At 64.4% G+C, this 22,320-nt stretch carries 24 protein-coding genes and 2 pseudogenes; 20 read left to right on the top strand and 6 right to left on the bottom strand.

The features are described 5' to 3' along the window. Positions 1-4 precede the first annotated feature (4 nt). From ccoO to ABIE65_RS26440, 8 genes and pseudogenes are all read left to right on the top strand, one after another. A complete protein-coding gene (gene ccoO, locus ABIE65_RS26475) occupies positions 5-760 on the top strand; it encodes a cytochrome-c oxidase, cbb3-type subunit II (protein WP_354081765.1) in 756 nt (251 codons plus the stop codon). 19 nt (positions 761-779) lie between these two features. After that, complete coding sequence (locus ABIE65_RS26470) at positions 780-950, top strand: cbb3-type cytochrome c oxidase subunit 3 (RefSeq protein WP_354081764.1); 171 nt, start codon at positions 780-782, stop codon at positions 948-950. Continuing rightward, positions 941-1,822: a cytochrome-c oxidase, cbb3-type subunit III gene (gene ccoP, locus ABIE65_RS26465; protein ID WP_354081763.1), complete on the top strand. Its 882-nt coding sequence runs from the start codon at positions 941-943 to the stop codon at positions 1,820-1,822. Before ABIE65_RS26470 ends, ccoP begins: the two co-directional genes overlap by 10 nt. Beyond that, the gene (locus ABIE65_RS26460; protein ID WP_354081762.1) at positions 1,819-2,019 is read left to right on the top strand and encodes a hypothetical protein; all 201 of its coding nucleotides are present in this window, start codon (positions 1,819-1,821) and stop codon (positions 2,017-2,019) included. The genes ccoP and ABIE65_RS26460 overlap by 4 nt, the downstream gene beginning before the upstream one ends. A gap of 10 nt (positions 2,020-2,029) precedes the next feature. Further along, positions 2,030-2,854, top strand: coding sequence for a DUF2189 domain-containing protein (locus ABIE65_RS26455; protein ID WP_354081761.1), 825 nt, complete (start codon positions 2,030-2,032; stop codon positions 2,852-2,854). Continuing rightward, on the top strand, positions 2,851-5,115 hold the full coding sequence (locus tag ABIE65_RS26450; protein WP_354081760.1) for a heavy metal translocating P-type ATPase: 2,265 nt from the start codon (positions 2,851-2,853) through the stop codon (positions 5,113-5,115). Before ABIE65_RS26455 ends, ABIE65_RS26450 begins: the two co-directional genes overlap by 4 nt. After that, positions 5,112-5,306 (top strand): cbb3-type cytochrome oxidase assembly protein CcoS, encoded by a 195-nt coding sequence (ccoS, locus tag ABIE65_RS26445; protein WP_354081759.1) that lies wholly within the window; start codon positions 5,112-5,114, stop codon positions 5,304-5,306. Before ABIE65_RS26450 ends, ccoS begins: the two co-directional genes overlap by 4 nt. Before the next feature lie 745 nt (positions 5,307-6,051). Then, positions 6,052-6,259 (top strand): annotated as a pseudogene (locus ABIE65_RS26440) (IS5/IS1182 family transposase); the annotation flags it as partial. Between the two features lie 55 nt (positions 6,260-6,314). Here ABIE65_RS26440 and ABIE65_RS26435 read toward each other — a convergent pair. Beyond that, positions 6,315-6,743, bottom strand: coding sequence for a CBS domain-containing protein (locus tag ABIE65_RS26435; RefSeq protein WP_354081771.1), 429 nt, complete (start codon positions 6,741-6,743; stop codon positions 6,315-6,317). Here ABIE65_RS26435 and ABIE65_RS26430 point away from each other — a divergent pair. Beyond that, positions 6,651-6,860: a hypothetical protein gene (locus ABIE65_RS26430; RefSeq protein WP_354081773.1), complete on the top strand. Its 210-nt coding sequence runs from the start codon at positions 6,651-6,653 to the stop codon at positions 6,858-6,860. The genes ABIE65_RS26435 and ABIE65_RS26430 overlap by 93 nt on opposite strands. Before the next feature lie 43 nt (positions 6,861-6,903). Further along, positions 6,904-8,015 (top strand): IS3 family transposase gene (locus ABIE65_RS26425; protein WP_354081758.1). Its coding sequence is split into 2 segments (ribosomal slippage): positions 6,904-7,159 and positions 7,159-8,015, totalling 1,113 coding nucleotides; the frame shifts between segments, so codons are not numbered across the junction. Here ABIE65_RS26425 and ABIE65_RS26420 read toward each other — a convergent pair. From ABIE65_RS26420 to ABIE65_RS26405, 4 genes and pseudogenes are all read right to left on the bottom strand, one after another. Then, on the bottom strand, positions 7,951-8,289 hold the full coding sequence (locus ABIE65_RS26420; protein ID WP_354081757.1) for an HPP family protein: 339 nt from the start codon (positions 8,287-8,289) through the stop codon (positions 7,951-7,953). The two genes, ABIE65_RS26425 and ABIE65_RS26420, sit on opposite strands and share 65 nt — an antisense overlap. A 440-nt stretch (positions 8,290-8,729) precedes the next feature. Further along, positions 8,730-9,449, bottom strand: coding sequence for a pentapeptide repeat-containing protein (locus ABIE65_RS26415; RefSeq protein WP_354081756.1), 720 nt, complete (start codon positions 9,447-9,449; stop codon positions 8,730-8,732). Between the two features lie 254 nt (positions 9,450-9,703). Continuing rightward, positions 9,704-10,147 carry a CBS domain-containing protein gene (locus ABIE65_RS26410; RefSeq protein WP_354081755.1) on the bottom strand — a complete coding sequence of 148 codons (444 nt, stop codon included), beginning with the start codon at positions 10,145-10,147 and terminating at the stop codon, positions 9,704-9,706. Between the two features lie 50 nt (positions 10,148-10,197). Then, positions 10,198-10,365 (bottom strand): annotated as a pseudogene (locus ABIE65_RS26405) (succinate dehydrogenase iron-sulfur subunit); the annotation flags it as partial. Positions 10,366-10,744: 379 nt separating this feature from the next. Between ABIE65_RS26405 and ABIE65_RS26400 the strand changes: the two are divergent. Both ABIE65_RS26400 and ABIE65_RS26395 read left to right on the top strand, forming a co-directional pair. Beyond that, a complete protein-coding gene (locus ABIE65_RS26400; RefSeq protein WP_354081754.1) occupies positions 10,745-10,882 on the top strand; it encodes a hypothetical protein in 138 nt (45 codons plus the stop codon). A gap of 78 nt (positions 10,883-10,960) precedes the next feature. Beyond that, positions 10,961-11,338: a hypothetical protein gene (locus tag ABIE65_RS26395; RefSeq protein WP_354081753.1), complete on the top strand. Its 378-nt coding sequence runs from the start codon at positions 10,961-10,963 to the stop codon at positions 11,336-11,338. 384 nt (positions 11,339-11,722) lie between these two features. Here the strand turns inward: ABIE65_RS26395 and ABIE65_RS26390 are convergent, their stop codons facing one another. Next, a complete protein-coding gene (locus ABIE65_RS26390; RefSeq protein WP_354081752.1) occupies positions 11,723-12,613 on the bottom strand; it encodes a ferritin-like domain-containing protein in 891 nt (296 codons plus the stop codon). A gap of 252 nt (positions 12,614-12,865) precedes the next feature. Here ABIE65_RS26390 and ABIE65_RS26385 point away from each other — a divergent pair, with 252 nt between their 5' ends. The 8 genes from ABIE65_RS26385 (at position 12,866) to ABIE65_RS26350 (ending at position 22,305) form a co-directional block, all read left to right on the top strand. Beyond that, the gene (locus ABIE65_RS26385; protein WP_354081751.1) at positions 12,866-15,121 is read left to right on the top strand and encodes a 4Fe-4S binding protein; all 2,256 of its coding nucleotides are present in this window, start codon (positions 12,866-12,868) and stop codon (positions 15,119-15,121) included. 15 nt (positions 15,122-15,136) lie between these two features. Beyond that, entirely contained in the window at positions 15,137-17,062 is a 1,926-nt protein-coding gene (gene nosZ, locus ABIE65_RS26380; protein ID WP_354081750.1) for a TAT-dependent nitrous-oxide reductase, read from the top strand. A gap of 119 nt (positions 17,063-17,181) precedes the next feature. Continuing rightward, positions 17,182-18,432: a nitrous oxide reductase family maturation protein NosD gene (locus ABIE65_RS26375; RefSeq protein WP_354081749.1), complete on the top strand. Its 1,251-nt coding sequence runs from the start codon at positions 17,182-17,184 to the stop codon at positions 18,430-18,432. After that, positions 18,419-19,363: an ABC transporter ATP-binding protein gene (locus ABIE65_RS26370; protein WP_354081748.1), complete on the top strand. Its 945-nt coding sequence runs from the start codon at positions 18,419-18,421 to the stop codon at positions 19,361-19,363. Before ABIE65_RS26375 ends, ABIE65_RS26370 begins: the two co-directional genes overlap by 14 nt. Beyond that, positions 19,360-20,190 (top strand): ABC transporter permease, encoded by an 831-nt coding sequence (locus tag ABIE65_RS26365; protein WP_354081747.1) that lies wholly within the window; start codon positions 19,360-19,362, stop codon positions 20,188-20,190. Before ABIE65_RS26370 ends, ABIE65_RS26365 begins: the two co-directional genes overlap by 4 nt. Then, positions 20,187-20,762 (top strand): nitrous oxide reductase accessory protein NosL, encoded by a 576-nt coding sequence (locus tag ABIE65_RS26360; RefSeq protein WP_354081746.1) that lies wholly within the window; start codon positions 20,187-20,189, stop codon positions 20,760-20,762. The genes ABIE65_RS26365 and ABIE65_RS26360 overlap by 4 nt, the downstream gene beginning before the upstream one ends. An 8-nt stretch (positions 20,763-20,770) precedes the next feature. Continuing rightward, positions 20,771-21,763, top strand: coding sequence for an FAD:protein FMN transferase (locus tag ABIE65_RS26355; protein ID WP_354081745.1), 993 nt, complete (start codon positions 20,771-20,773; stop codon positions 21,761-21,763). A gap of 254 nt (positions 21,764-22,017) precedes the next feature. Further along, positions 22,018-22,305 (top strand): hypothetical protein, encoded by a 288-nt coding sequence (locus tag ABIE65_RS26350; RefSeq protein ID WP_354081744.1) that lies wholly within the window; start codon positions 22,018-22,020, stop codon positions 22,303-22,305. Positions 22,306-22,320 lie beyond the last annotated feature (15 nt).

Raw genomic sequence — 22,320 nt, 5'->3', positions numbered from 1 at the left:
AATCATGCCCGAATTGTTTCACCGCAGGCTGGAGCGCTCGGCCATCGGCTTCGTGCTCGCGATCATCGCGGCAGCCAGTGTCGGGGGCATCGTCGAGATCGCTCCCTTGTTCACCATCGACGAGACCGTCGAGGAAACGCCGGACATGCGCATGTACACGCCGCTCGAACTCGCCGGCCGCAACATCTATATGCGCGAGGGCTGCTACGCCTGCCACAGCCAGATGATCCGCACGCTGCGCGACGAGGTCGAGCGCTATGGGCCGTACTCGCTCGCCGTCGAATCCAAGTACGATCACCCGATGCTCTGGGGCTCGAAGCGCACCGGGCCGGACCTCGCCCGCGTCGGCGGCAAGTACAGCGACTTCTGGCACGTCGCCCATCTGACGAACCCGCGGGACGTCGTGCCGGAATCCAACATGCCTGCCTACCGCTGGTTGGCGCGGAACACGTTGAAGCTGGACGATCTGCCGCTGCATCTCGAGGCGCTGCGGGCGGTCGGCGTCCCCTATACCGACGAGATGATCGGGAACGCCGCCAGGGACGCGTACGGACAGGCGACGCCCGACAGCGGCTCCGCCGCCGAAGGCGTCTCGGAACGCTACGGCGAGGACACGCAAGTGAGAGCGTTCGACGGCGTCGCCACGCGCGTCACCGAGATGGACGCTCTCGTCGCTTATCTTCAGGTCCTCGGGAGGCTGACCGCCGCGGCGTATCTCGGCACTGCCGCGCCCGAGGAAGTACCGAAACCCATCAATTGACCGGAGAGGAGGAGACGGAATGGACATCGACCACGACAGTCTCGTCGCCTTCTCGAAGAGCTGGGGGCTGTTCTACCTGATCGCGCTCGCGATCTGCGTACTCGTCTACACGTTTTGGCCTTCGAACAGGAAGCGCTTCGAATCGGCCAAGAAGAGCATCCTCGACCAGGACGACAAGCCATGGAAGTAGAGCAGCGCGATCCCGTCAGTGGTCACAGGACCACTGGCCACGAGTGGAACGGCATCACCGAACTCGATACGCCGGTGCCGCGTGGCGTGCTCATCTTCCTGATCGTGACGCACGTCTTCGCAGTCGTGGTGTGGTTTCTGATGCCGACATGGCCGCTCGGGACGACCTACACCAAGGGCCTGCTCGATACGGATCAGTGGAAGACCGTGGAACAGGACCTCGTCAGGGCGCAGGCCGAACGTGCCGCCTGGGTGGGACGCATCGAGACTGCCGACTTCGACGAGATCCGCGCCGATCAGCAACTCATGTCCATCGTCCGTCGCAGCGGGCATCAGCTGTTCGGTGACAACTGCGCCGTCTGTCATGGCGTCGAGGGCAGGGGCCGGGCGAACTATCCCGATCTTACGGACGACGACTGGCTCTGGGGCGGCAGCGTGGAAGAGATCGCCCAGACGATGCGCGTCGGCATCAACGCCGAACATCCGGAGAGCCGGATCGGGCAGATGCCCTCCTTCGGCCGCGACGGCATCCTCAATCGCGAGGAGGTGAAGACTGCCGCCGCCTACGTCTATTCCCTCAGCAATCCCGACTATTCGACCCCCCAGAACGTCGACACCCTGGAAGCCGGACGGGAAGTCTATCTGGCCAATTGCGCGGCATGCCACGCCGAGGACGCCCGGGGAACGCGGGAACTCGGCGCCCCCAACCTCACCGACGACTATTGGGTCTACGGCGGCGACCTCGACACCATCATCGCCACGGTTCACGGCGGCAGGCAAGGCCACATGCCGACCTGGGACGAGCGCCTCACGGACGCCGAGATCAAGATCCTCGCGCTGTACGTGCACTCCTTGGGGGTGGAGACGCCATGACGCCCGCTCCCGGCAAGAGGCGAAGGAAGGTGCGGCTCCTCGTCTGGACCCTTGTCCCGGCGGCGCTGTTGCTGCTGGCCGCAGCCAACATCCACTTGGTCTACGTCGCGGTCGGCTCGCAGCCGGACTGTGTGCCCCACCTGAAGGAAGCCGGTACCGGACCCGGCAGCTTCAGGGCGGCGAAATCCGCCTGCTGAGGAGTGACTGATGAGCGGACCGGACGAGGGCTACTGGCTGCTGAGCGAGACCTCCAGCATCGAGGAAACCAGGAACGAGCGCTGGAAGCGGCACCTGCCGACGAATGCCGGCATGCGGTGGCTGGCCGCGGGATGGCGTGATCTGGCGGCCCAACCAGGCCCCAGTCTCGCCTACGGCTTCGGCATCTTCCTGCTCTCCGCTGGCTTCGTGTGGCTTCTGACGCATTTCGGGCAGGACTACATCCTGTTTCCCGCGCTCGCGGGGTTCCTGATCGTGGCCCCCATCCTGGGGATCGGGCTCTATGCGAAAAGCCGGGAAAGAGAGGCCGGAGAGAGGACTACCCTGGCCCGGATGCTCTTGGCCAAGCCCCGGTCGGGCGCTCAGGTCTACTTCACGGGCCTCCTGCTCTGCCTCCTCACCCTCCTCTGGATGCGGGCAGCCGTCCTCATCTACGCCCTCTTCTTCGGGGTGAAGCCGTTTCCCGGCATCGAGCACATCGTCGACCTGCTCCTCACCAGCCCGACCGGATGGGCCATGCTGGTCGTCGGCACCGCGATCGGCGGCCTCTTTGCCGCCTTCGCCTTCTCGATCAGCGTGTTCTCGATCCCCATGCTGCTCGACCAGCGAGCTGATGCGCTGACCGCCATGGGCACGAGCATGGCGCTGGTGTGGAACAACATCGTCCCGATGGTGGCCTGGGGGGCGATCGTGTTCGCCTTGTTCCTCGTGTGCGTCGCGACCTGGCTCGTGGGTTTGGTCGTGGTGTTTCCACTGCTGGGACATGCCACGTGGCATGCCTACAGGGCGATGTCGCGACCGGAGGCCCAGGGGTGAGTTGCTGCGCCTTCGGAGCGGTAGCGGCCGAGTACGCGCCCCGGTCGGGATGGCCTTCCGACCAGGAGATACGTCTGGCGAGCCGGACGGTCGGCGAGGATCTTCTTCAAACTGATCTTTCCGTACCGTCGGCGCATTGCGGCGGCTGCATCGCCGCGATCGAGGCCGCACTGACGCCACTCGAGGGAGTCGTCTCGGCGCGTCTCAACCTGACCACGCGACGGGCCACGGTGAAATGGCGTAAAGCCGGCAAGGCACCGCCGCTGTTCCAGGCTCTCGCCGCCGCCGGATACGACGCCAGCCTCTTCTCCCTCGACGAGCCGGAAACGAACCAGGAGATGCGGAGACTGGTCCGCGCGACCGCCGTGGCCGGCTTCGGCGCGTTCAATATCATGCTGTTCTCGGTGTCGGTGTGGTCGGGCGCCGGCGAAGGTACGCGGCATCTCTTCCATATCCTGTCCGCGGTGCTGGCGGTGCCGGTCGTCCTGTATTCCGGGCGGGTCTTCTTCCTCTCGGCCTGGTCTGCGGCGAAATCCGGACGGGCGAACATGGATGTGCCGATCTCCGTCGGGATCCTCTTCGCACTGGCGCTCAGCCTGCACGACACCCTGCGGAACAATCCACACGCCTATTTCGACGCCGTGACGTCGCTGATCTTCTTCCTGCTGGCCGGCCGCACGCTCGACCACATGATGCGCAGCAAGGCCAGAACCGCGGTGCTGGGCCTCGCGCGGATGATGCCGCGGGGTGCCGCGGTCGTCGCGCCCGACGGCGAGGTCTCCTACAAGCCCCTCCAGGAGATCGCGCCGCAGGAGCGCGTGCTCGTCGCACCGGGAGAAAGGATCCCGCTCGATGGGGTGGTGGCGTCCGGATCCGCCGACGTGGATGCGGCCATCGTCACCGGAGAAGCGGCCTCACTCCCCGTGAAGCCGGGCAGTTCCGTCCTGGCGGGCATGCTGAACCTCGACGGATCGCTCGAGGTGACGGTGACGCGGCCTGTGGCGGACTCCTTCGTCGCGAGCATTGCCCGTCTGATGGAGGCGGCAGAGCACGGGCGCGCGAAATACAGGCGGCTGGCGGATCGCGCAGCTTCAGCCTATTCGCCGTTCGTGCACGCGCTGGCGATGCTGGCGTTCGTCGGCTGGATGACAGCGACGGGAGACTGGCACCGCTCGCTGACGGTGGCGATTTCGGTCCTCATCATCACCTGTCCCTGCGCGCTGGGCCTGGCGGTCCCGATGGCGCAGGTCATGGCCGCGCGGCGACTGTTCGAGCGGGGCATCGCGCTCAAGGACGGCAGCGGCCTCGAACGGCTCGCCGAGGTGGACACTGTCGTCTTCGACAAGACGGGCACGCTGACCCTCGGCGATCCGCGCGTCACGGACTGTAGCGTCCCACACGAACATCTTGCCGCCGCGGCGGCGCTGGCCGCCCGGTCCCGACATCCCGCAGCCCGCGCCGTGGCGGCGCTCGCCGAGGGACGTCTGGACGTCGAGGAGTTCCGGGAGCAGCCGGGGCTCGGGATCGAAGGACGGATCGGCTCGAATGTGTACCGGCTTGGAAAAGCCGAATGGGTCCGCTCCCAGGGAGAGGCATCCCATTCCGGCACGGACCAGGGTAGCACGCTGACCTGCAACGGCGAGTTCCTGGGATCCTTCAGCTTTTCGGATACGCCCCGCCTCCAGGCAAGGCAGGCCGTGAATGGGCTTCGTGCCGCCGGGCTGGAGGTCGAGATGCTCTCCGGCGACCGCCGGGAACCCGTCTCCCGAATGGCAGCCGCCCTCGGCATCGCGGCATTCCGCTCAGGCCTCCTGCCGCAGGGCAAGGTCACCCGCCTGGAGGAACTAGCCCGGAACGGTCGTAGGACCCTCATGGTCGGGGACGGGCTCAACGATGCGCCGGCACTGTCCGCCGCCCATGTCTCGATGGCTCCAGGGAATGCGGCCGATATCGGACGCGCAGCGGCCGACCTCGTGTTTTTCGGCCGCGGACTGATGGCCGTGCCCGACGCCATCGCGATCGCCGCAACGGCCCGCCGCCTCGTACACCAGAACCTGGCCCTGGCAATCGCCTACAACGTCCTCGTGATCCCGGTGGCGCTGCTCGGTTATGTCACGCCTCTCATGGCCGCCGTCGCCATGTCGCTCTCCTCCATTCTCGTCGTGGCGAACGCATTGAGGTTTCCCTCGATGCGAGGCCGGACAGTGGCTTCGGAAGGACCTGGTGCGCCGGTGCCTATCGCGTTGGAGGCCGCACGGTGATTTCGTTGGCTTGGCTGGTACCGATCGCCTTGGGGATGGGCGTCGTAGGGCTGATGGCGTTCCTCTGGTCGGTCCGCAGCGATCAGTATGAAGATCTCGACGGGGCAGCCGAAAGGGTACTCCTCGACCAGGAGGACGATCGGCCGGTTCCGGATCGTTCGGGTCGCCGAGAGGACAAATTGAGAGGATAAAGAGCAGGATGACGTATCTGATCACACGCACCGAACCGGCTCGACACCACTTTTAGAGGATATAGCCATGGCGGCAACGAGAAGTCGGATCGGGTGGGTCAGTTCCCTGGCAGTCGTATTTGGTGCAGCTGTGATGCTTCCGAGCATGATCGCACTAGCAGTTACAATTTACGCGGTCGCAGTTGCCATGTTTTAAGCACTGGTTGGCACCGTGGGTGTCTTCGCCGAGAGCATGCCCGCGGCGGCGATGCTGGCCGACTACCTCTTCGGTCACGACCATGCCGATCCGGCGACTTCATTAGCACAGCCTCCTTCATCCGGCCGCGCCCCCTCCCCTGCTCCTGCCTGGTTTCGCGTTAATGCACCAGCCCCTGGGCAATGCCCATCGGGTTCCCCGAATAGAACGACGGGCATCTCCGCCCCTCACCGGCCTTTGGCACTCGTCGCGCTACGCCCGAGGTCACCCTCCACTCCTGCCGTATGCGAAGGCGGCCGACGCCTTACGTGCCGGATCGGCGATGCGAGGCATCGGTGAGGCCATCACCGTCATGGTCGTCAATGCCTCTTTCAGAGTCGACCGTCACCGGCGCAGATCATGCCACGGTGAACGGCAATCTTGCGGGTAAGGTATCGCCTCACACGCCTTTCCACAGGCTACGCGCCCTGGAAACGACCAAGGGAAGCAGCAATGCCGTTCCGCACAATAGAACGATGGAACGGTGTCGCCGCGGTAATGAAGGTCAGCGACACCGACGGGCGCGGCCTCGTCCTCGATCCTCAGCCTGCCGATGTCCAGGATCGCGATGATGCCATTCCGGTTCTGCGCCTGTCGCGCCGCTCCTTTCTGGTCGTGGCCAAGGCGTTTGCCGACATGGGCTTCTCCAGCGACATGCCGCAGAGCACCACCCTCATCGACATCGAGATCGTGGCGAAAACCACCCGACCAGTTCGGCGGCATTTCCTGGCGGCCTCCTATCGTCGTCAGACCGGATCGAAGCCGTCCAAGGGTCACGCAGCCTTTTGCAGGGCGCCCGCAAGAAGCGTCTGGCGCGCCAGGACCGCGATCAGGTCCGACCGCGTCACGATGCCGACGAGCCGCGGGCCTTCGACGGGAGCTGCCTGCAAGCCGCCATCGGCCAGCAACCGGACCAGGACGCCGATGCCGTCAGCGGGCCCGACGGTCGGCAAGTCGGGAGTCATGATGTCGCGGGCGCGCAGCCGCCGGTCGCGGCCCGGGCAGGCAAGGCGGGTCAGGCTGGCCGCAAAACCCCCACCGTAGCCGACCGAGTCGAGACGCGCGCGCTGAATCAGGTCGTTCTGGGTGATGATGCCGCGCACTACGCCATGCCCATCCACGACGGGCAGGGTCTTGAACATGTGCCGACGAAAGAGGTCTGCGACAACGCCGAGGCGGGTATCGGGTGCGACCGTTATCAAATCACGCGACATGACCGCGCCGCAGGTCAAGTCGTCGAAGTGGCGCCGTGCGGCCTCGGCCTCGGCAGCGACCAGAATGCGGCCGAAATCCTCGGCGCCGATGACGTTGCCCCCTGAAGCGCCCTCGGTTTGAACTGGACTCCGTCGGAAGGAGACGGAGATGAAGAAGAGCCGGTTCAGCGAAGAGCAGATCATTGCGGTCCTGAAGGAGCATCAGGCCGGGATTGCGGTGACGGATCTCTGCCGGAAGCACGGGATCAGCGACGCGACCTTCTACAACTGGCGCAGCCGCTGTGGGGGCATGGAGGTGTCCGATGCGCGCCGGCTGAAGGCGCTCGACGACGAGAACCGCAAGCTCAAGAAGCTGCTGGCGGAATCGATGCTGGACGTTGCGACGCTGCGCGAGGCGCTCGGAAAAAACTTCTGAAGCCCGGATCGCGGAGAGCGTTCGTGACCTGGGCTATCGAAAAGAAGAGCTATTCGCAGCGTCGGGCGTGCGGACTGATCGGGCTCGACCCGAAGACCTGCCGCTATGCCTCGCGGCGGTCCGACGACGCGGAGATCAGGGAGCGCCTGAAGACGCTGGCGGGCCAACGTCGGCGGTTCGGCTATGGGCGGCTGCACATCCTGCTGCGATGGGAAGGCGTCGCGCTGAACCACAAGAAGCTGTTCCGGCTCTATCGGGAGGAGCGGCTGACGGTGCGCCGGCGCGGGGGGCGCAAGCGCGCTCTCGGGACGCGGGCGCCGATGGCCGTGCCACAGGGACCGAACCAGCGCTGGCGCCTCGACTTCGTCGCCGACCAACTCGTCGACGGCCGGCGCTTTCGTGTGCTGGTCGTGGTCGACGACTTCACCCGCGAATGCCTGGCGCTCGTCGTCGACACCTCGCTCTCCGGCCAGCGGGTCGCCCGCGAGCTCGATGCGCTCATCGCTCTTCGCGGCCGGCCGCTCATGGTCGTCAGCGACAACGGTACCGAGCTCACATCGCGGGCGATCCTGCAATGGCAGGAAGATAGCCAGGTCGAGTGGCACTACATCGCGCCGGGCAAGCCGATGCAGAACGGCTTCGTCGAGAGCCTGAACGGTCGCTTCCGCGACGAGTGCCTCAATGAGCACATGTTCCGCAACCTGCCGAGCGCTCGTCGGCTGATCGAGGAATGGAAGACGGATTACAACGCCCACCGGCCGCACACGAGCCTTGGCGGCCTCACCCCGAACGAATTTGTAATCCGGACCCACAAGGGCCAAAACGAGCACAGAGTCCAGTTATGAACGAGGGCAAATAGGGGGCAACGTCACCGATGTTGGCACTCAGGTTGAAACGGTCGAGCATAGTGGACAGGTCATCCGCGCTCAGGCCCAGCCGGCGTTCCGGCGCAGGGTCCGCGGTCGCATGGGTTCCATACGATTTCGGCTGGCGGAATGGATAGCGCCGCCCCGTTGTTCTATTGTAGAGCACAGCCAAGGCAACCAGCAGCATCGTGTCAAGCATCACCGGTGCGAGCACGAAGCCGTAGCCAAGTTCGCCTGTGAGCGGATCGGCCAACGCCGTCGCACTGTGCCTAACTCCGCGCTTGCCCAACCCTGGTCGGCGGTGGCCAGGAACGCCGTCGCCCCGAGCGGCGCAATCAGCAGCAGGCGTGGGCCGCGCCGACCCATGAACTAACAGTGATCAGGATCGCGCCGCAGAGCGCAAGCCCCGCACCCGCCCCCAGCGATGCGCGCAGAGCCTCGCGCCATGTCGGGCGGGACATGGTCGGACCGAGTGCGCGCAGGGTTTGGCGCAGGCGCACCCGCGCCCGTCTCCCGATGCATGAGGCTCGGCACCGGCCTATCCGGCGCAGCCCTCGTTACCTGCATACTGTGAGACGGGTCGCCCCGTACTCAGGCGGACATGTAGTCTAGGGACAGCCCAATCGGCGCTTGATCGGCGCAATGGGTGGGCCACTGCTGCACGCGCTGCCTCACCTCCTCCGTCGGCAAGAGCTATGGCTTACACGCGCCTATGGAACCAGGCGCGCAGATTTGCCCGTCGATCCACGTGGCGCCGCTGAGGTCGCTGTAGGTTAATTCGGCTCGACCGAGCTTTGCGTTCGACAGGTCGGCGCTGGATAAATCTGCCGCCCGTATGTCGGCAGCTGTCAAATCCGCTCGGGACAAGTTGGCGTTCGACAAATCCGTTCTGTTGAGGACTGCGCCTATGAGCTGCGCATCGGCGAGCACTGCGCCTGACAGATTGGTGCTGTAGAAATCCACTCCGGTCAGGTTGGCTCCTGCCAGGTTAGCGCCCGACAGATCGGCGTCGGAGAGGCTGGCGTTGGCGAGATCACGCCCCGAAAGATCAACCCCCGCGCAGTTCGTCCTCGGCTTGATCTCGCATGCAGAACTGCTGGCCAAAGAGGCTGATGCTGCGGCCGTCGCGATGGCGAACAGGCTTGTGGTGAGCGCACGGTATCGCATGTGGCACTTGCGTCTCTCGTCTCCCTGGAGCTTCAGGCGAACAAACCTAAGTTCCAGCCCATCAACAAGGCCACCGCAACCAGAAGGGCCCCCCACAAGATCCGCTGATCCTTCATCCACTCTTCCCTCTGTATCGATACAGCGGCACTGGCGGCTGCGCAATCCCACCCCCTGTGCGCCCAGCAACCCGGCTAGCTCGCCGCGGCCGACTGCCATCTCACTTAGCCCCTCCTTGATCTTGATCAAGGATTTGCATCAGTTCCACCGGGTGATAGGGGCAAGCAGGTCGCCAACTGCCGGAGGCTGATGAGAACCCGATCGACCGTCACTTCTCGCGATTTAGGGTGGGAATCGCCGACAGTTCATGTCGGACGTTCACCGTCAGCCTCACGCAGTCGACCCTGATAGGCTCGGTCCGTGCTGCAGCAGTGGACAGGGGGGTCCGCGCCACCTTCGGCGAGAGCCACGAGGACGGCACGAGCTTGGGCGCCCAACCATGTTCAGCGATATCCTATGCACATCACGTAATCTCGCAGGAGTTGCTCCTCGTACTCCACCTCTTCGAGGAGCGCCTGCACGACCTGTCGGGCATTGATTACACCGATCGGGCGTAGATCCCGATCGGTGACGGGGAGGTGCTTCAAACCCCGGTCCTTCATGGTCGACCAGACATCCTTTACGAAGCTGTCCGGGTGGCAGAAGGTCACGGCGCGCGTCATGACGGCGGACGCGGCAGTAACGCAGCTCGCACCGTGACAGTCGCCGATCCGGGCGACGATATCGGTTTTCGTGATGACCCCGGCCATCGCGCCGGCGGCATCGCAGACAATGACAAGGTTCGCGTCGGCGCCCTGCAAAAGCTTCGCCGCATCGATGAGCGGTGCGTCTATCCCGACAGTTGCCGGCTTCCCGCGCGCGGCGGGAAGCATCCTCTCAACGAGCATCGTGCCGCTCCTTTCACCGTAGTCACTGTCCTGCGCCTCATGGCGCATGGGATCAACTTCTTTATCTCGGCAATGGCCTTGGGGCAGGTCCGGGTGCAGTTCAGGATGGTGTGACAGCGGTACAGCCTGAACGGGTCCTGCAATTCGTCGAGGCGTTCGTCAGCGGCTTCATCGCGGCTGTCGGCCAGCCACCGCCAAGCCTGAAGCAGCACGGCCGGGGATCGTAACGATAGATCTCGAACGCCTTCACGCGGTGTGCACCGGCCGGCGCCGGCCATGCCCGCCCTCGTCCGACTTCCGATCCCTGCTCGACGCGAAAGCCCTTCGGTACGAGGAAGCGCTTGAACGGGCTGCGCGAAACTTGATCTGAGGATCGGATGATCACCGCATTCTCCTGAGCCGAAAAGTGCGCGAGGGCGGCGCACTTGGGTGGGTGGAGGTCGCCGGGGTGCAACTGCGTATCGTCGCGACGCCTTTCTATCCCGGTGCTGCACTCCAGATAGTTATTATGCGTCGGCACTCCGAGCAGGAAAGCCGGCGCCCCGACCGTTTCGCCAGAGGTACAGAATGATGTCGAGCCAGAAGGAGCGAATGCAGATGCCAGCCGACGATCGTACCGAGCACGAGAAGGCCGACGCCCGCCTGGACGAAGCCCTCACCGAGACATTTCCCGCCAGCGATCCGATCTCGATCATGCCCGACCCGGCCCCAGTAGACGAGGAGCCAGCGAGCTGAATATGCAGAGATAGGGCGGGGCTCTCCCCGCCGTGGTGCCGTCCGTACTGGTGCCGGAGAAGAACTGGCAGCGGCCGATTGACGGGGTTCTATGGAAGTTTCGACGGAGCGCCGGAGTTGCTTTCCGCGCGCCGTCCGCTTACATCCGGCGCGCCGCTTCGCCAGTTATGGATCGGTGGACATCCACCGCCCGCCGCCCAGGAGCACCTCGCGCAGATCGGCCGCCAGATCGGCGCGGCCACACTGCGCGTCGTGTTCGGCGAGCTCCCGGTGGTGATCGCCGGCGCGAAGGCTACGACGCCGTTTTCTCGACACAGCGGCCGCCTCGGCATCGACGAGAAGATGATGCGGGAGGCGATCGCCGTCCGCGACGCGATCCACCCGCACGAGCCGCTGCTGGTCGGCTACCTGGACAGCACCTACGCATGCCACGGTGAACGGCGATCTTGCGGATAAGGTATCCCCGACATGGGCCTTCCCAGTTCACACGTCTCTGGAAGCGACCCAAGGGACTGCCCGCTGCTCAGCAAGATTACAACGGCCGATGTCGCTCCGCGATGAACGCCCCTGGGAGTCCATCCGGATGGACTCCCACTAATGTCGCCGCCCCTGTACAATCGCACCGAACGGCGTCGTCACTGCCGTTAAGGCCTCTCGCACCGCGAAGCGGATCGGCCGCTGCATGCTCTTCAGGGCACACTCTTCCGCCAGCGTCTCGATATACGCTTCAATTGCCGCACCCGTTCGCACGTGTTCCTCAGCCCAGAGGTGATCATCATCCGTGTCGGGAAGACATCTCGTGACTGCAGGTCGTAACGGGGCGCCGCAATGATGGCGATCCTATCGCGGATAGAGAACGCCTGCTTCAGGCCCGTTGGGAAGATTGTCGCCAAGCCACGCTAATCTAATGATCGCTGCCTGCGCGAAGGCTTGGGCGTACGCTACCGTCTGTTCATCCGTCGCGATTTCTGCTGCTTCCAGGTAGCGGTCCACCAGAATCCCAGCCATCGGGAGCAGCGCAGTATGGAGTTCCGCTGGGATCGGAACTCCTCCTGCCGGCATAGGCAGTCCGGCACCAGCAAGTTCGTCTGCGGTTCGTCTGGCAGCGAGCGCCATCTCGCGAAGTTCAGCGGCCACCTGTCCGATCGCCTTGCCTGCGGCACGCTCACATGCATCGGCGAACCGCTGCTCCAGCACATCCGCCTCAGCAGCAACGCCTGGCGCCTGCCCCTGACGCTCGAGGTGAAAAGCACGACGTCGCTCCTGCCGTAGTAGAGCCACATGCTCGAGTTCGCTATGCGCCATCCGCTCGGCGGCCTGCTGAACCGCAGTGGATGTCGCCTGAGCAGCGACATAGCTCCAGAAGGCGAAGGCTCGCTCCTCGTTCCGCACCGCGACCGATAGCGCCCGGTAGGCCGTAAGGAGGCGGGGGTCGGTCAGGTCGATACCCGCCATGTCGACGGTCTCCGGGGGATGCCATCGCATTAATGCATGCCGCGGAGCATTGCCGGTGTGGCGGAGCGATAGCGCCGTCACCGATTCGCCATGGCGGCGCTCTTCGTCGGCCAGCCGTTCGAAAACCTCCGCCAGCCGTAAGCTATCCTGCGCCCGCATCCGAGCACCAAGATCGGCATACCGCTCCGCTGCCTCTGCCTCCATCAGATGCGCGATGGCAAAAAGCTCATCCAGATCACGTACTGGAGCCACTGGCTCGCTCTTAAGCAAGGGCATCGTCATCCTCCCGGAAGGGCATGGGAATGAGGAGCGCCAGTGCATTCTTGGTTCAAGTTGCGCTGGAGCAAATTCAGCCTGTCCCCCTGCCTTCAGAGTGTGCACCACAAACGGATGGATACGAAGCCCCCACGGGTTGCGCTGGTTTTCGCGAATGAGGCGGGAAAGTTGATTGAAAGGGAGGCCAAGTCAGTGAGGGAGCGGAGGGTCCCTGCCTCGGTGAAGCGAGCGCAATGGGCGTTGGCGCCCTTGGTGGCCTTCTTGCTGTCCGTGATTCTGTGGTCCGCGGCCTTCGCAGCCAGCCGTGTCGATGGTTATCTCGCGCAGGTGCAACCCAGCGAGTTCTTCGGAGAGGCGACCCACTTCGGTTCACCGCAGGGCGATCCACCCATCGTGCCGGTCTTCGCGGGGGATCGACTTCCCGGCCAAGTGTATCTGAACTCCGATTTCACCTCGACCGCCGGCTATTCCGGGAAGCCGATCGACATCCTGGTCGGAATAGACCCGGCCGGCGTGGTCACCGGCTTGAAACTCATGGCACATGCGGAACCTATCGTCCTGATCGGCATCCCCGAGCAGCGTGTCGTTGCCGCGATCAATTCCCTCATCGGCACCGACGCGGCCGCAATTGCCGCAAGCGGACGGATCCCGCAGGTCGATATCGTCAGCGGCGCCACCGTGACCCTTCTCGTCATGGGCGACAGCGTGGTGCGGTCGGCCGTGCGCCTGCTCCGCAGCGGCCGCTTGGCCGGTGGAACCGGGCCCGCGACGCCGGCCGTCGTGCCGCCGACACGCGCGCTCGATCCAGACGTCAGCGAGATCAGAAGTTGGGGCGACCTTCTCGGCGACGGCTCCATTCGCCGGCTGTCTCTAAGCATTGCCGACGTGAACGAAGCATTCAACCGCACCGGCGACGCTTCCGCCGCAGCCAATCCCGAACCGGGGCCGCCGGACGAGACGTTCATCGACCTTTACACCGCACTCGTATCCGCGCCCACGATCGGCCGCAGTCTGCTAGGCGATCTGGGCTATCAGCGCCTGACCGAGCGGCTGCAGCCGGGGCAGCACGCCATCGTCGTGATGGGCGCCGGCTTGTACTCCTTCAAGGGGTCGGGATATGTGCGCGGCGGCATCTTCGATCGCGTCGAACTGATCCAGGAAGGGGTATCGGTGCGCTTCCGGGACCGTAATCACACGCGGCTCGCCGACCTCGCGGCCGACGGCGCGCCCGACTTCCCAGAGATCGCGCTGTTCGTGCTGCCTGCGGATGCTCCTCTGGATCCCTCCACGCCCTGGGAACTGCGGCTTCTGGTCCAGCGCGCGACGGGGGCGCGGGACAAGGTTTTTCTCACCTTCGACCTCGGTTATACGCTGCCGGAAAAATATCTGGCGCCGGTCGTCGCAGCGGCACCGCCCGCGCAGCAAGCGACGGTAAAACCGGGCGGGCCCGCCCCTGGAAGCACGGCTGCCGGCACCGTGGCCCTCGATGCGACCGCGGCCGATGGCGGGGAACTGGCGATACCGCTATGGCAGCGGATATGGCTCGGCAACACCTGGTTCATCGCGATCACGGTCCTGGCTTTGCTTGTGCTGACCGCGATCTTCTTCTTCCAGGACTGGCTCGTCAGGCGGCCGCGGGTCTATGTCTGGGTCCGGCGCGCGTACCTGACCTTTACCCTGTTCTGGCTCGGCTGGTATGCCAACGCCCAGCTGTCCGTCGTCAACGTCCTGACCTTCACGACGTCGCTGGTGACGGAGTTTCAGTGGGAGTTCTTCCTTGCGGCTCCGCTCGTCTTCATCCTGTGGGCCGCTGTCGCGGCAGGGCTGCTGTTTTGGGGCCGCGGACCCTTCTGCGGCTGGCTCTGCCCGTTTGGCGCGCTGCAGGAACTGACCAACACCATCGCACAATGGGCAAAGGTGCCGCAGATCAAGGTGCCCTGGGGCCTGCACGAGCGGCTGTGGCCGATCAAATACGTCATCTTTCTCGGCCTGTTCGGGCTGTCTTTCTATTCCCTCGCGCTGGCGGAGACACTGGCTGAGGTGGAGCCGTTCAAGACGGCGATCATCCTCAATTTCGTTCGCGAATGGCCCTTCGTCGTCTACGCGCTGACGCTGCTTGCGATCGGCCTGTTCATCGAGCGCTTCTTCTGCCGCTATCTCTGCCCGCTCGGGGCAGCGCTCGCCATTCCAGGGCGCATCCGGATGTTCGAATGGCTGAAACGCTGGCCGGAATGTGGTTCGCCCTGTCAGCGTTGCGCCAAGGAATGCCCGGTGCAGTCCATCCACCCGGAAGGACACATCAACGTCAATGAGTGCATCTACTGCATGCACTGCCAGGAACTTTATCACGACGATCACCGCTGCCCGCACATGATCCAGGTCCGCCTGAAACGGGAGCGGTTCGCGGCAACGTCCTCGCCGGCGATGCGGGGAGGTGAGAAGCGGGCGCCTACGACCGGTGCCCAACAAACCCCGGCCGCCCCGGTTGCGGGCGAGCCCTCAAGTTGACAAGGAGCGCTTTGTATGTCCGACGACCGCGAGCCTACAGGTTTGAACAGGCGACAACTGCTGGGCACCACCGCAGCCGTGGCAACGGGAGCCGCCATAGGGGGCGTGGGCCTGGTGACCATGCATGGCGGCGCGGCGCCCGCCGAGGCTCAGACCCGGGCGCGTCCTGGGGCGGCCAAATACGAAGTGAAGCCGGGCGAATTGGACGAATACTACGTATTCTCCTCGAGCGGCCAGACAGGAGAGGTTCGCATCCTGGGCCTGCCCTCGATGCGCGAATTCATGCGGATCCCCGTGTTCAACCGCTGCAGCGCGACGGGCTGGGGGCAGACCAATGAAAGCCGCAAGGTGCTGACCGAGGGCCTCACGCCGGAAGCGCGGGAATTTCTGAAGGACAAGGGCGGGGTCTACACGAATGGCGATCTGCACCATCCCCATCTGTCCTTCACGGACGGCACGTACGACGGCCGCTATCTCTATGCCAACGACAAGGCGAACACCCGCGTCTGCCGCATCCGGCTCGACGTGATGAAGTGCGACAAGATTATCCAGCTTCCGAACCAGCACACCGTTCACGGTCTGCGGGTGCAGAAATACCCGAAAACCGGATACGTCTTCTGCAATGGCGAGGACGGGGTGCCGATCCCGAACGACGGCAAGATCCTGGACGACCCGACGCAATACCACTCGATCTTCACAGCGCTCGACGGCGAAACGATGAAGGTCGCGTGGCAGGTGATGGTCGACGGCAATCTCGACAACGTCGACGCCGACTACCAGGGCAAGTACGCCTTCTCGACCTGCTACAACTCAGAGGGCGGCGTGACTTTGCCCGAGATGATGGCTTCCGAGCAGGATTGGGTGGTCATTTTCAACCTCAAGCGGATTGAAGAGGCCGTTCAAAAGGGCGACTTCAAGGAGATCGGCGGCGTGCCGGTGCTGGACGGGCGTAAGGGATCGCCGTTCACACGCTATGTCCCGGTATCTAACAGCCCGCACGGCATGAATACGGCGCCCGACGGTATCCACGTCGTCGCCAACGGCAAGCTGTCTCCGACCGTCACCGTGTTCGACGTCCGCCTGTTCGATGACTTGTTCGACGACAAGATCGAGCCCCGCGCGACGGTAGTAGCCGAACCCGAACTCGGTCTCGGCCCCCTGCATACCGCCTATGACGACAAGGGTAACGCCTACACCACGCTGTTTATCGATAGCCAAGTCTGCAAGTGGAACATCGAGACGGCGCGCAGGGCGTACAAGGGTGAGAAGGTTAATCCCATCCTTCAAAAACTCGACGTCCACTATCAGCCTGGCCACAACCACACCTCGATGGGCCAGACAAAGGAAGCAGACGGGAAGTGGCTGATATCACTCAATAAATTTTCGAAGGACCGCTTTCTCAACGTCGGTCCGCTGAAGCCTGAGAACGACCAGCTGATCGACATCTCCGGCGACCGCATGGCCATCGTCCATGACGGCCCGAGTTTCGCCGAGCCGCACGACGCCACCATTGTGCACCGATCGAAGATCCAGCCGCTGCATGTCTGGAAGCGCGACGATCCCTACTTTGCGGACGCAGTTCGGCAGGCAAAGGCCGACGGAGTCGACCTGGAAGGGGACAATAAGGTCATCATCGACGGGGACAATGTCCGCGTGTACATGACATCAGTTGCCCCGATGTTCGGCCTCGACAGTTTCACCGTAAAGCAGGGCCAGGAGGTCACCGTTTATGTGACCAATATCGACGAGGTGGAGGACCTGACGCACGGCTTCTGCATCGTAAATTACGGGATCAGCATGGAGGTCGGGCCCAAAGCCACCGCCTCGGTCACCTTCAAGGCCGACCAAGCGGGCGTCTACTGGTATTTCTGCACCTGGTTCTGCCATGCCATGCACATGGAGATGAAGGGCCGTATGCTGGTCGAGCCACAGGCGGTCTGAACCGGCAAATGCACACCCTCCTTCTATGGAGTGCGGGACTGGCGGCGATCTGCGCCGCCAGTCCCGCACCAGCGTGCGCCGCCGTCCTGGAGGTCGCCCCGGGGAGCCCCGTTCAGACCGTGATCGGCGCGGCCTCTCCCGGTGATGTCGTGGCGCTGCTCCCTGGCGTCCATAAGGGGCCGGTGACCCTCGATAATGCAGTCGTGCTGGACGGGCGCGGAAGTGCCGAACTCGCCGGTCCGGGAACAGGCACGGTCGTGACCGTAACAGCGCCGCGAGCGGTCGTCCGCGGGCTGACGATCCGCGGCTCCGGCAGGAACCTCCAGGCAATGGACTCGGCAGTGTTCGTTCACAAGGAGGCCGCGGGCGCGCTGGTGGAGGAGAACCGAATCGAGGGCAATCTCTTCGGCGTCTACCTGCATGGGGCACCTGATTCCGTGGCGCGACGCAACGTCATCGTCGGTGTCGGCGGCCGCCTAGCCGAGAGGGGCAACGGGGTTACCGTCTGGAATGCTCCCGGAGCCGTGGTGGCGGAGAACGACATCAGCGGGGGGCGCGACGGGATCTTCGTACTCGCCAGCAAGCGCAACCGGTTCCTCGATAACCGCATGAAGGATCTGCGCTTCGCGGTGCACTACATGTACACGAACGATAGTGAGGTCAGCGGGAACGTCTCCACCGGCAACCATGTCGGCTTCGCCATCATGTATTCGAACCGACTGGTCATCAGGGACAACGTGTCGAGGGGCGACCGCGATCACGGCCTGCTGTTCAACTACGCCAACCAGTCGGAGATCGCGTTCAATGCCGTGTTCGGCCGCCTGATCGCGTCGTCGGAAGAGGCCGAGGGAAACATCGCCGAACACGGGGTGGCTCTGCGCGATGCGGGATCGGATCTGACCGCGGGCGGCGCGCGCATCGGCCCCACCAAATGCGTCTTCATCTATAATGCCAACAGGAACCGCTTCGTCGACAACTGGTTCAAAGGCTGTGAGATCGGCATCCATTTCACAGCGGGTTCCGAAGGCAACGCGGTCGTCGGCAACGCCTTCGTCAGGAACCGGACACAGGTGAAGTATGTCGGCACTCGCTCTCTCGACTGGTCCGAGAAGGGGCGCGGAAATTACTGGAGCGACAACCCCGCGTTCGACCTGGACCGCGATGGCATTGCCGATGCCGCCTACCGACCGAACGACATCGTCGACAAGGTGCTGTGGGTGGCGCCGCAGGCGAAGCTCTTGATCAGCAGCCCGGCCGTCCAGACGATCCGCTGGGCACAGTCGCAGTTCCCCGCGCTGTATCCGGGCGGCGTCGTGGACAGCCGCCCTCTGGTCGCCCCGCCACCGGTGCCGGCCCGTGCCTCACGATAATCGGGCGCAAGCGCCCGCCAACGTCCGTCTCGACCGTGTCACGAAGCGCTACGGCCGAGAAGTCGAAGCGGTTCGGGACGTCAGCTTCACGCTCCTCCCGGGCGAGACGACCGCTCTCGTCGGCCACAACGGCGCCGGCAAGACGACGCTGATGAAGTTGATCCTCGGGCTCATCCGCCCGAGTTCCGGCTCCTTGCGCGTTCTGGGCGAGGATCCGGTCTCCGGTGCCTTCGCCGTGAGGCGAGCAGTAGGGTTCCTGCCGGAGAACGTCTCGTTCAACACGGCCCTCACGGCACGCGAGACATTGACCTTCTATGCGCGTCTTAAACGACAAGGGCCGGCGGCGGTAGACACGTTGCTGGAGCGTGTAGGCTTAACCGAGGCAGCCGATAGACGAATCGGCGGCTACTCCAAGGGCATGCGCCAGCGGCTCGGCCTAGCACAGGCGCTGCTGGGCGCGCCGCGCGTCCTGATGTTCGACGAGCCGACCACCGGTTTGGACCCTGCACTGCGCCAGAGTTTCTATGGCATCGTGGAGGCGCTTCAGAATGATGGCGCCACTGTGCTGCTATCCTCTCACTCGCTCACTGAACTGGAGCACAAGGTCGGGCGCATGGTCGTGATGAATCGCGGCGTGAAGGTGGCGGACGGCTCGCTGGACGACTTGCGCCGGCTGGCGCGCCTGCCGACTCGGATCCGACTGACGCTGGCGGCCGACGACGTCGCTGGCGCAGCAGAGAGAATCGCTGTCGGCTGCCTGTGGCGGCGTCTCGAGGAAAACATGATCGAAGTCGACGCTACGGCGGAGACGAAGCTCGATATCCTGCGCCGCGCCGCACACCCGGATGCACCGGTGCGGGACATCGATGTGCTCCCGCCCACGCTCGATGAGCTTTACGCGCACTTTCTGCGCACGGGGGGAGAGCGGTGAGCAACATCCTGGCGGTCGCCACCAAGGAGATCCAGGAAGGAATGCGGAACCGCTGGGTGTTGGCCACCACACTCCTGCTGGCCACGCTTGCCCTCACGCTCACTTTCCTCGGCAGCGCGCCGACCGGCGCGGTCGATGCGCAGGCGCTGGACGTCATGGTCGTCAGTCTGTCGAGCCTGACCATCTTCCTGCTGCCGCTCATCGCTCTCCTCATCTCGCACGACGCCGTGGTGGGCGAGGTCGAGCGAGGAACGATGCTGCTGCTCCTCAGCTACCCCGTCTCGCGCAGCCAGGTGATCCTCGGCAAGTTCCTCGGACATATTGCGATCCTCGGTATTGCAACGCTGGTCGGTTACGGGGCGGCCGCAGCCACTCTGCTTTTCAACGACGAAGCGATCGATGCACGAAGTTGGCAGGCTTTCGGGGCGATGATCGGCTCGTCTGTGCTGCTGGGGGCAGCCTTTATCGCGCTCGGTTATCTGGTCAGCGCCCTGGCCCGTAATCGAGGCACTGCTGCGGGCGCGGCGATCGGTGTCTGGCTGATGTTCACGCTGATATATGACGCGGCGCTGCTCGGGCTCCTGGTGATGGATCAGGGGCGCACGATAACGGGCGAGCTGCTCGACACGCTGCTGCTGCTCAACCCCGCCGATGCCTATCGGCTGTTGAATCTGACGGGCTCCGAACACACCCGCCTGGCGTCCGGTATGGCGGGTATCGCCGCCACGACCGGACTCACGCGCCTGACACTGCTCGGCGCACTGGCAACCTGGTGTGCCTTGCCGCTGACGCTCGCGGCGCTGGTGTTTTCCAGGAGACAGCTATGAGATCGGTGTTCGCGTTAGCGGTGGCGCTGTTCCTCTTGACCGCATGCGACGATCCGGAAACTGCCCAGACGCCGCCGCTGCCGCAGGAACCGTCGGCTGATGCGGTCGGCCACTATTGCGGCATGGTGGTGTTGGAGCATAGCGGTCCGAAAGGACAGATCATCCTGGCAAGCCGGTCGGAACCAGTGTGGTTCTCGTCCGCCCGGGATGCGGTGGCGTTCACCCTGCTGCCCGAGGAGGCAAAGGACATCCGCGCCATTTACGTCTCCGATATGGCAAAGGCGCCGACATGGGAGGAACCAGGGACTGCCAACTGGGTCGAGGCCCGCAACGCCTTCTTCGTGATCGGCAGCGCCAGAAGCGGTGGCATGGGAGCGGCCGAAACCGCGCCCTTCTCGGATCGGACCGCCGCGGAGGCGTTCGCACGCGAGCATGGCGGACAGGTCGTGACCTTCCCCGAGATTCCCCGCGACTACGTTCTGGGTGCGGCGGAGGGGAACATGCCGCACGGGCCCGGGGAAGCTGTTTCGGCTCCAGCGGCGCCGATGGGAGCAGGCGAACACCGGCATTGAGGTTTGTCATGACGCACAATCAGATGTCACGACGGCGGTTCATCGGGATCACGGCGGCCGCGGCTGGCCTCCCTCTCCTGCCGCTCCGCCATGCCAGTGCGGCCGCAGGACTCGCAATCTGGCGTGGCACAGCGCTTGGTGCGCCCGCCACCCTGCAAATCCATCACCAGAATGCACGCGAGGCGGAGCAACTCCTCAAACTCTCGGTGCGGGAACTACGCCGGCTCGAGGCGATGTTCAGCCTCTACCGCGATGACTCCGCGCTGGTGGAGATGAACCGGCGCGGCGTCATGGTTGCACCGCCTTGGGAACTGGTCGATCTGCTGGAGCAGTGCGGCCGCTACGTTGCCGCAACGGGCGGGCGTTTTGATCCTACCGTCCAGCCGCTCTGGGATGTCTATGCCAGGCATTTCGCGAAACCCGATGCCGCCCCATCCGGGCCCCCTGCGGTGGCCATTGAGGAGGCACGGCGGCTCATCGGTTGGGAGCATGTCCTTGTCAAGGCTGATCGGATCGTCCTTGGGCGCCGCGGAATGGCGCTGACGCTGAACGGCATCGCTCAAGGCTACGTGACCGACCGGATTGCGGACCTCCTGCGGGCGGCCGGTATTTCGCGGAGCCTGATCGACCTCGGCGAAGCTCGCGCTCTCGGCAGCCATCCGGGCGGCCGCCCCTGGCTGATAGGGTTGGCCGATCCGATTCATCCGGAAAGGGTCATCGACGAGGTTGAGCTCGTTGACGGGGCGCTGGCGACCTCAGCGCCATACGGCTTTCGGTTTGATCCGCAGGGCCGTTTCAACCATCTCTTCGAGCCAAGCTCGGGCGGCTCGGCCGACCGCTACGACAGCGTCAGCGTACAGACGCGCCGCGCGACCGAGGCGGACGCCCTCTCTACGGCCTTCTCCTTCCTGTCGCCCGGCGAAATGCGTCGGATCCTTCACGCTCTCGGCGGCGGGCGCGCCTATGTCACCACCAGAGAAGGCAGCCGTCTGACCCTATGAGAGGTCGTGAACCCGGAGATTTGATTGTCGGGCTGTGCGACACAAGAGCATGCCCGTCCAATCCGATCGCTGATGATTGATCCCGCGCAAAGACAGGTCCCCCGATCGTGCGCTTATTGGCGCCATCAACAGGGAGAAAGACCATGTGCACGGGGTATTGGCGATGGATGTCGCACTTCGAAGTGGGGGTGCCTGACCTCGATCATGACCATTGAGAGATGCATGCTCAGGTTAACTCGATCTCCGGCGCGGCTATGGTACACGACCTCGATGCGGCGACGAGACTACTGCGAGCTCTGATTCTCGCGGCGGTCGCCCACGCCGAGCGTGAAGACGCACTTCTTGCGGAGATCGACCCATCCTATCGCGCTCGATCTGTTTCCCCAGCGCAGAGAGTAGCGAACCTGCAGGAGGTCTTGGCGCAACTGGTGGGCGAGGAAGGCAAGCGGGGTTTCGCCGAGGTTCCTGAGAGCGTGTTTGAGAAGGATTCTCAAGGCTGCGGTTTGAACCGCCCCGGGTTTGCCGGAGGCTCCAACTCCTGAGAAGGTGGAGCCATC

It is taken from the genome of Constrictibacter sp. MBR-5 (assembly GCF_040549485.1).
In the GTDB taxonomy this organism is placed as follows: Bacteria; Pseudomonadota; Alphaproteobacteria; order JAJUGE01; family JAJUGE01; genus Constrictibacter.
Note: the sequence above shows the minus strand (reverse complement) of the source record. Positions and strands in the feature narration are given on the sequence as shown.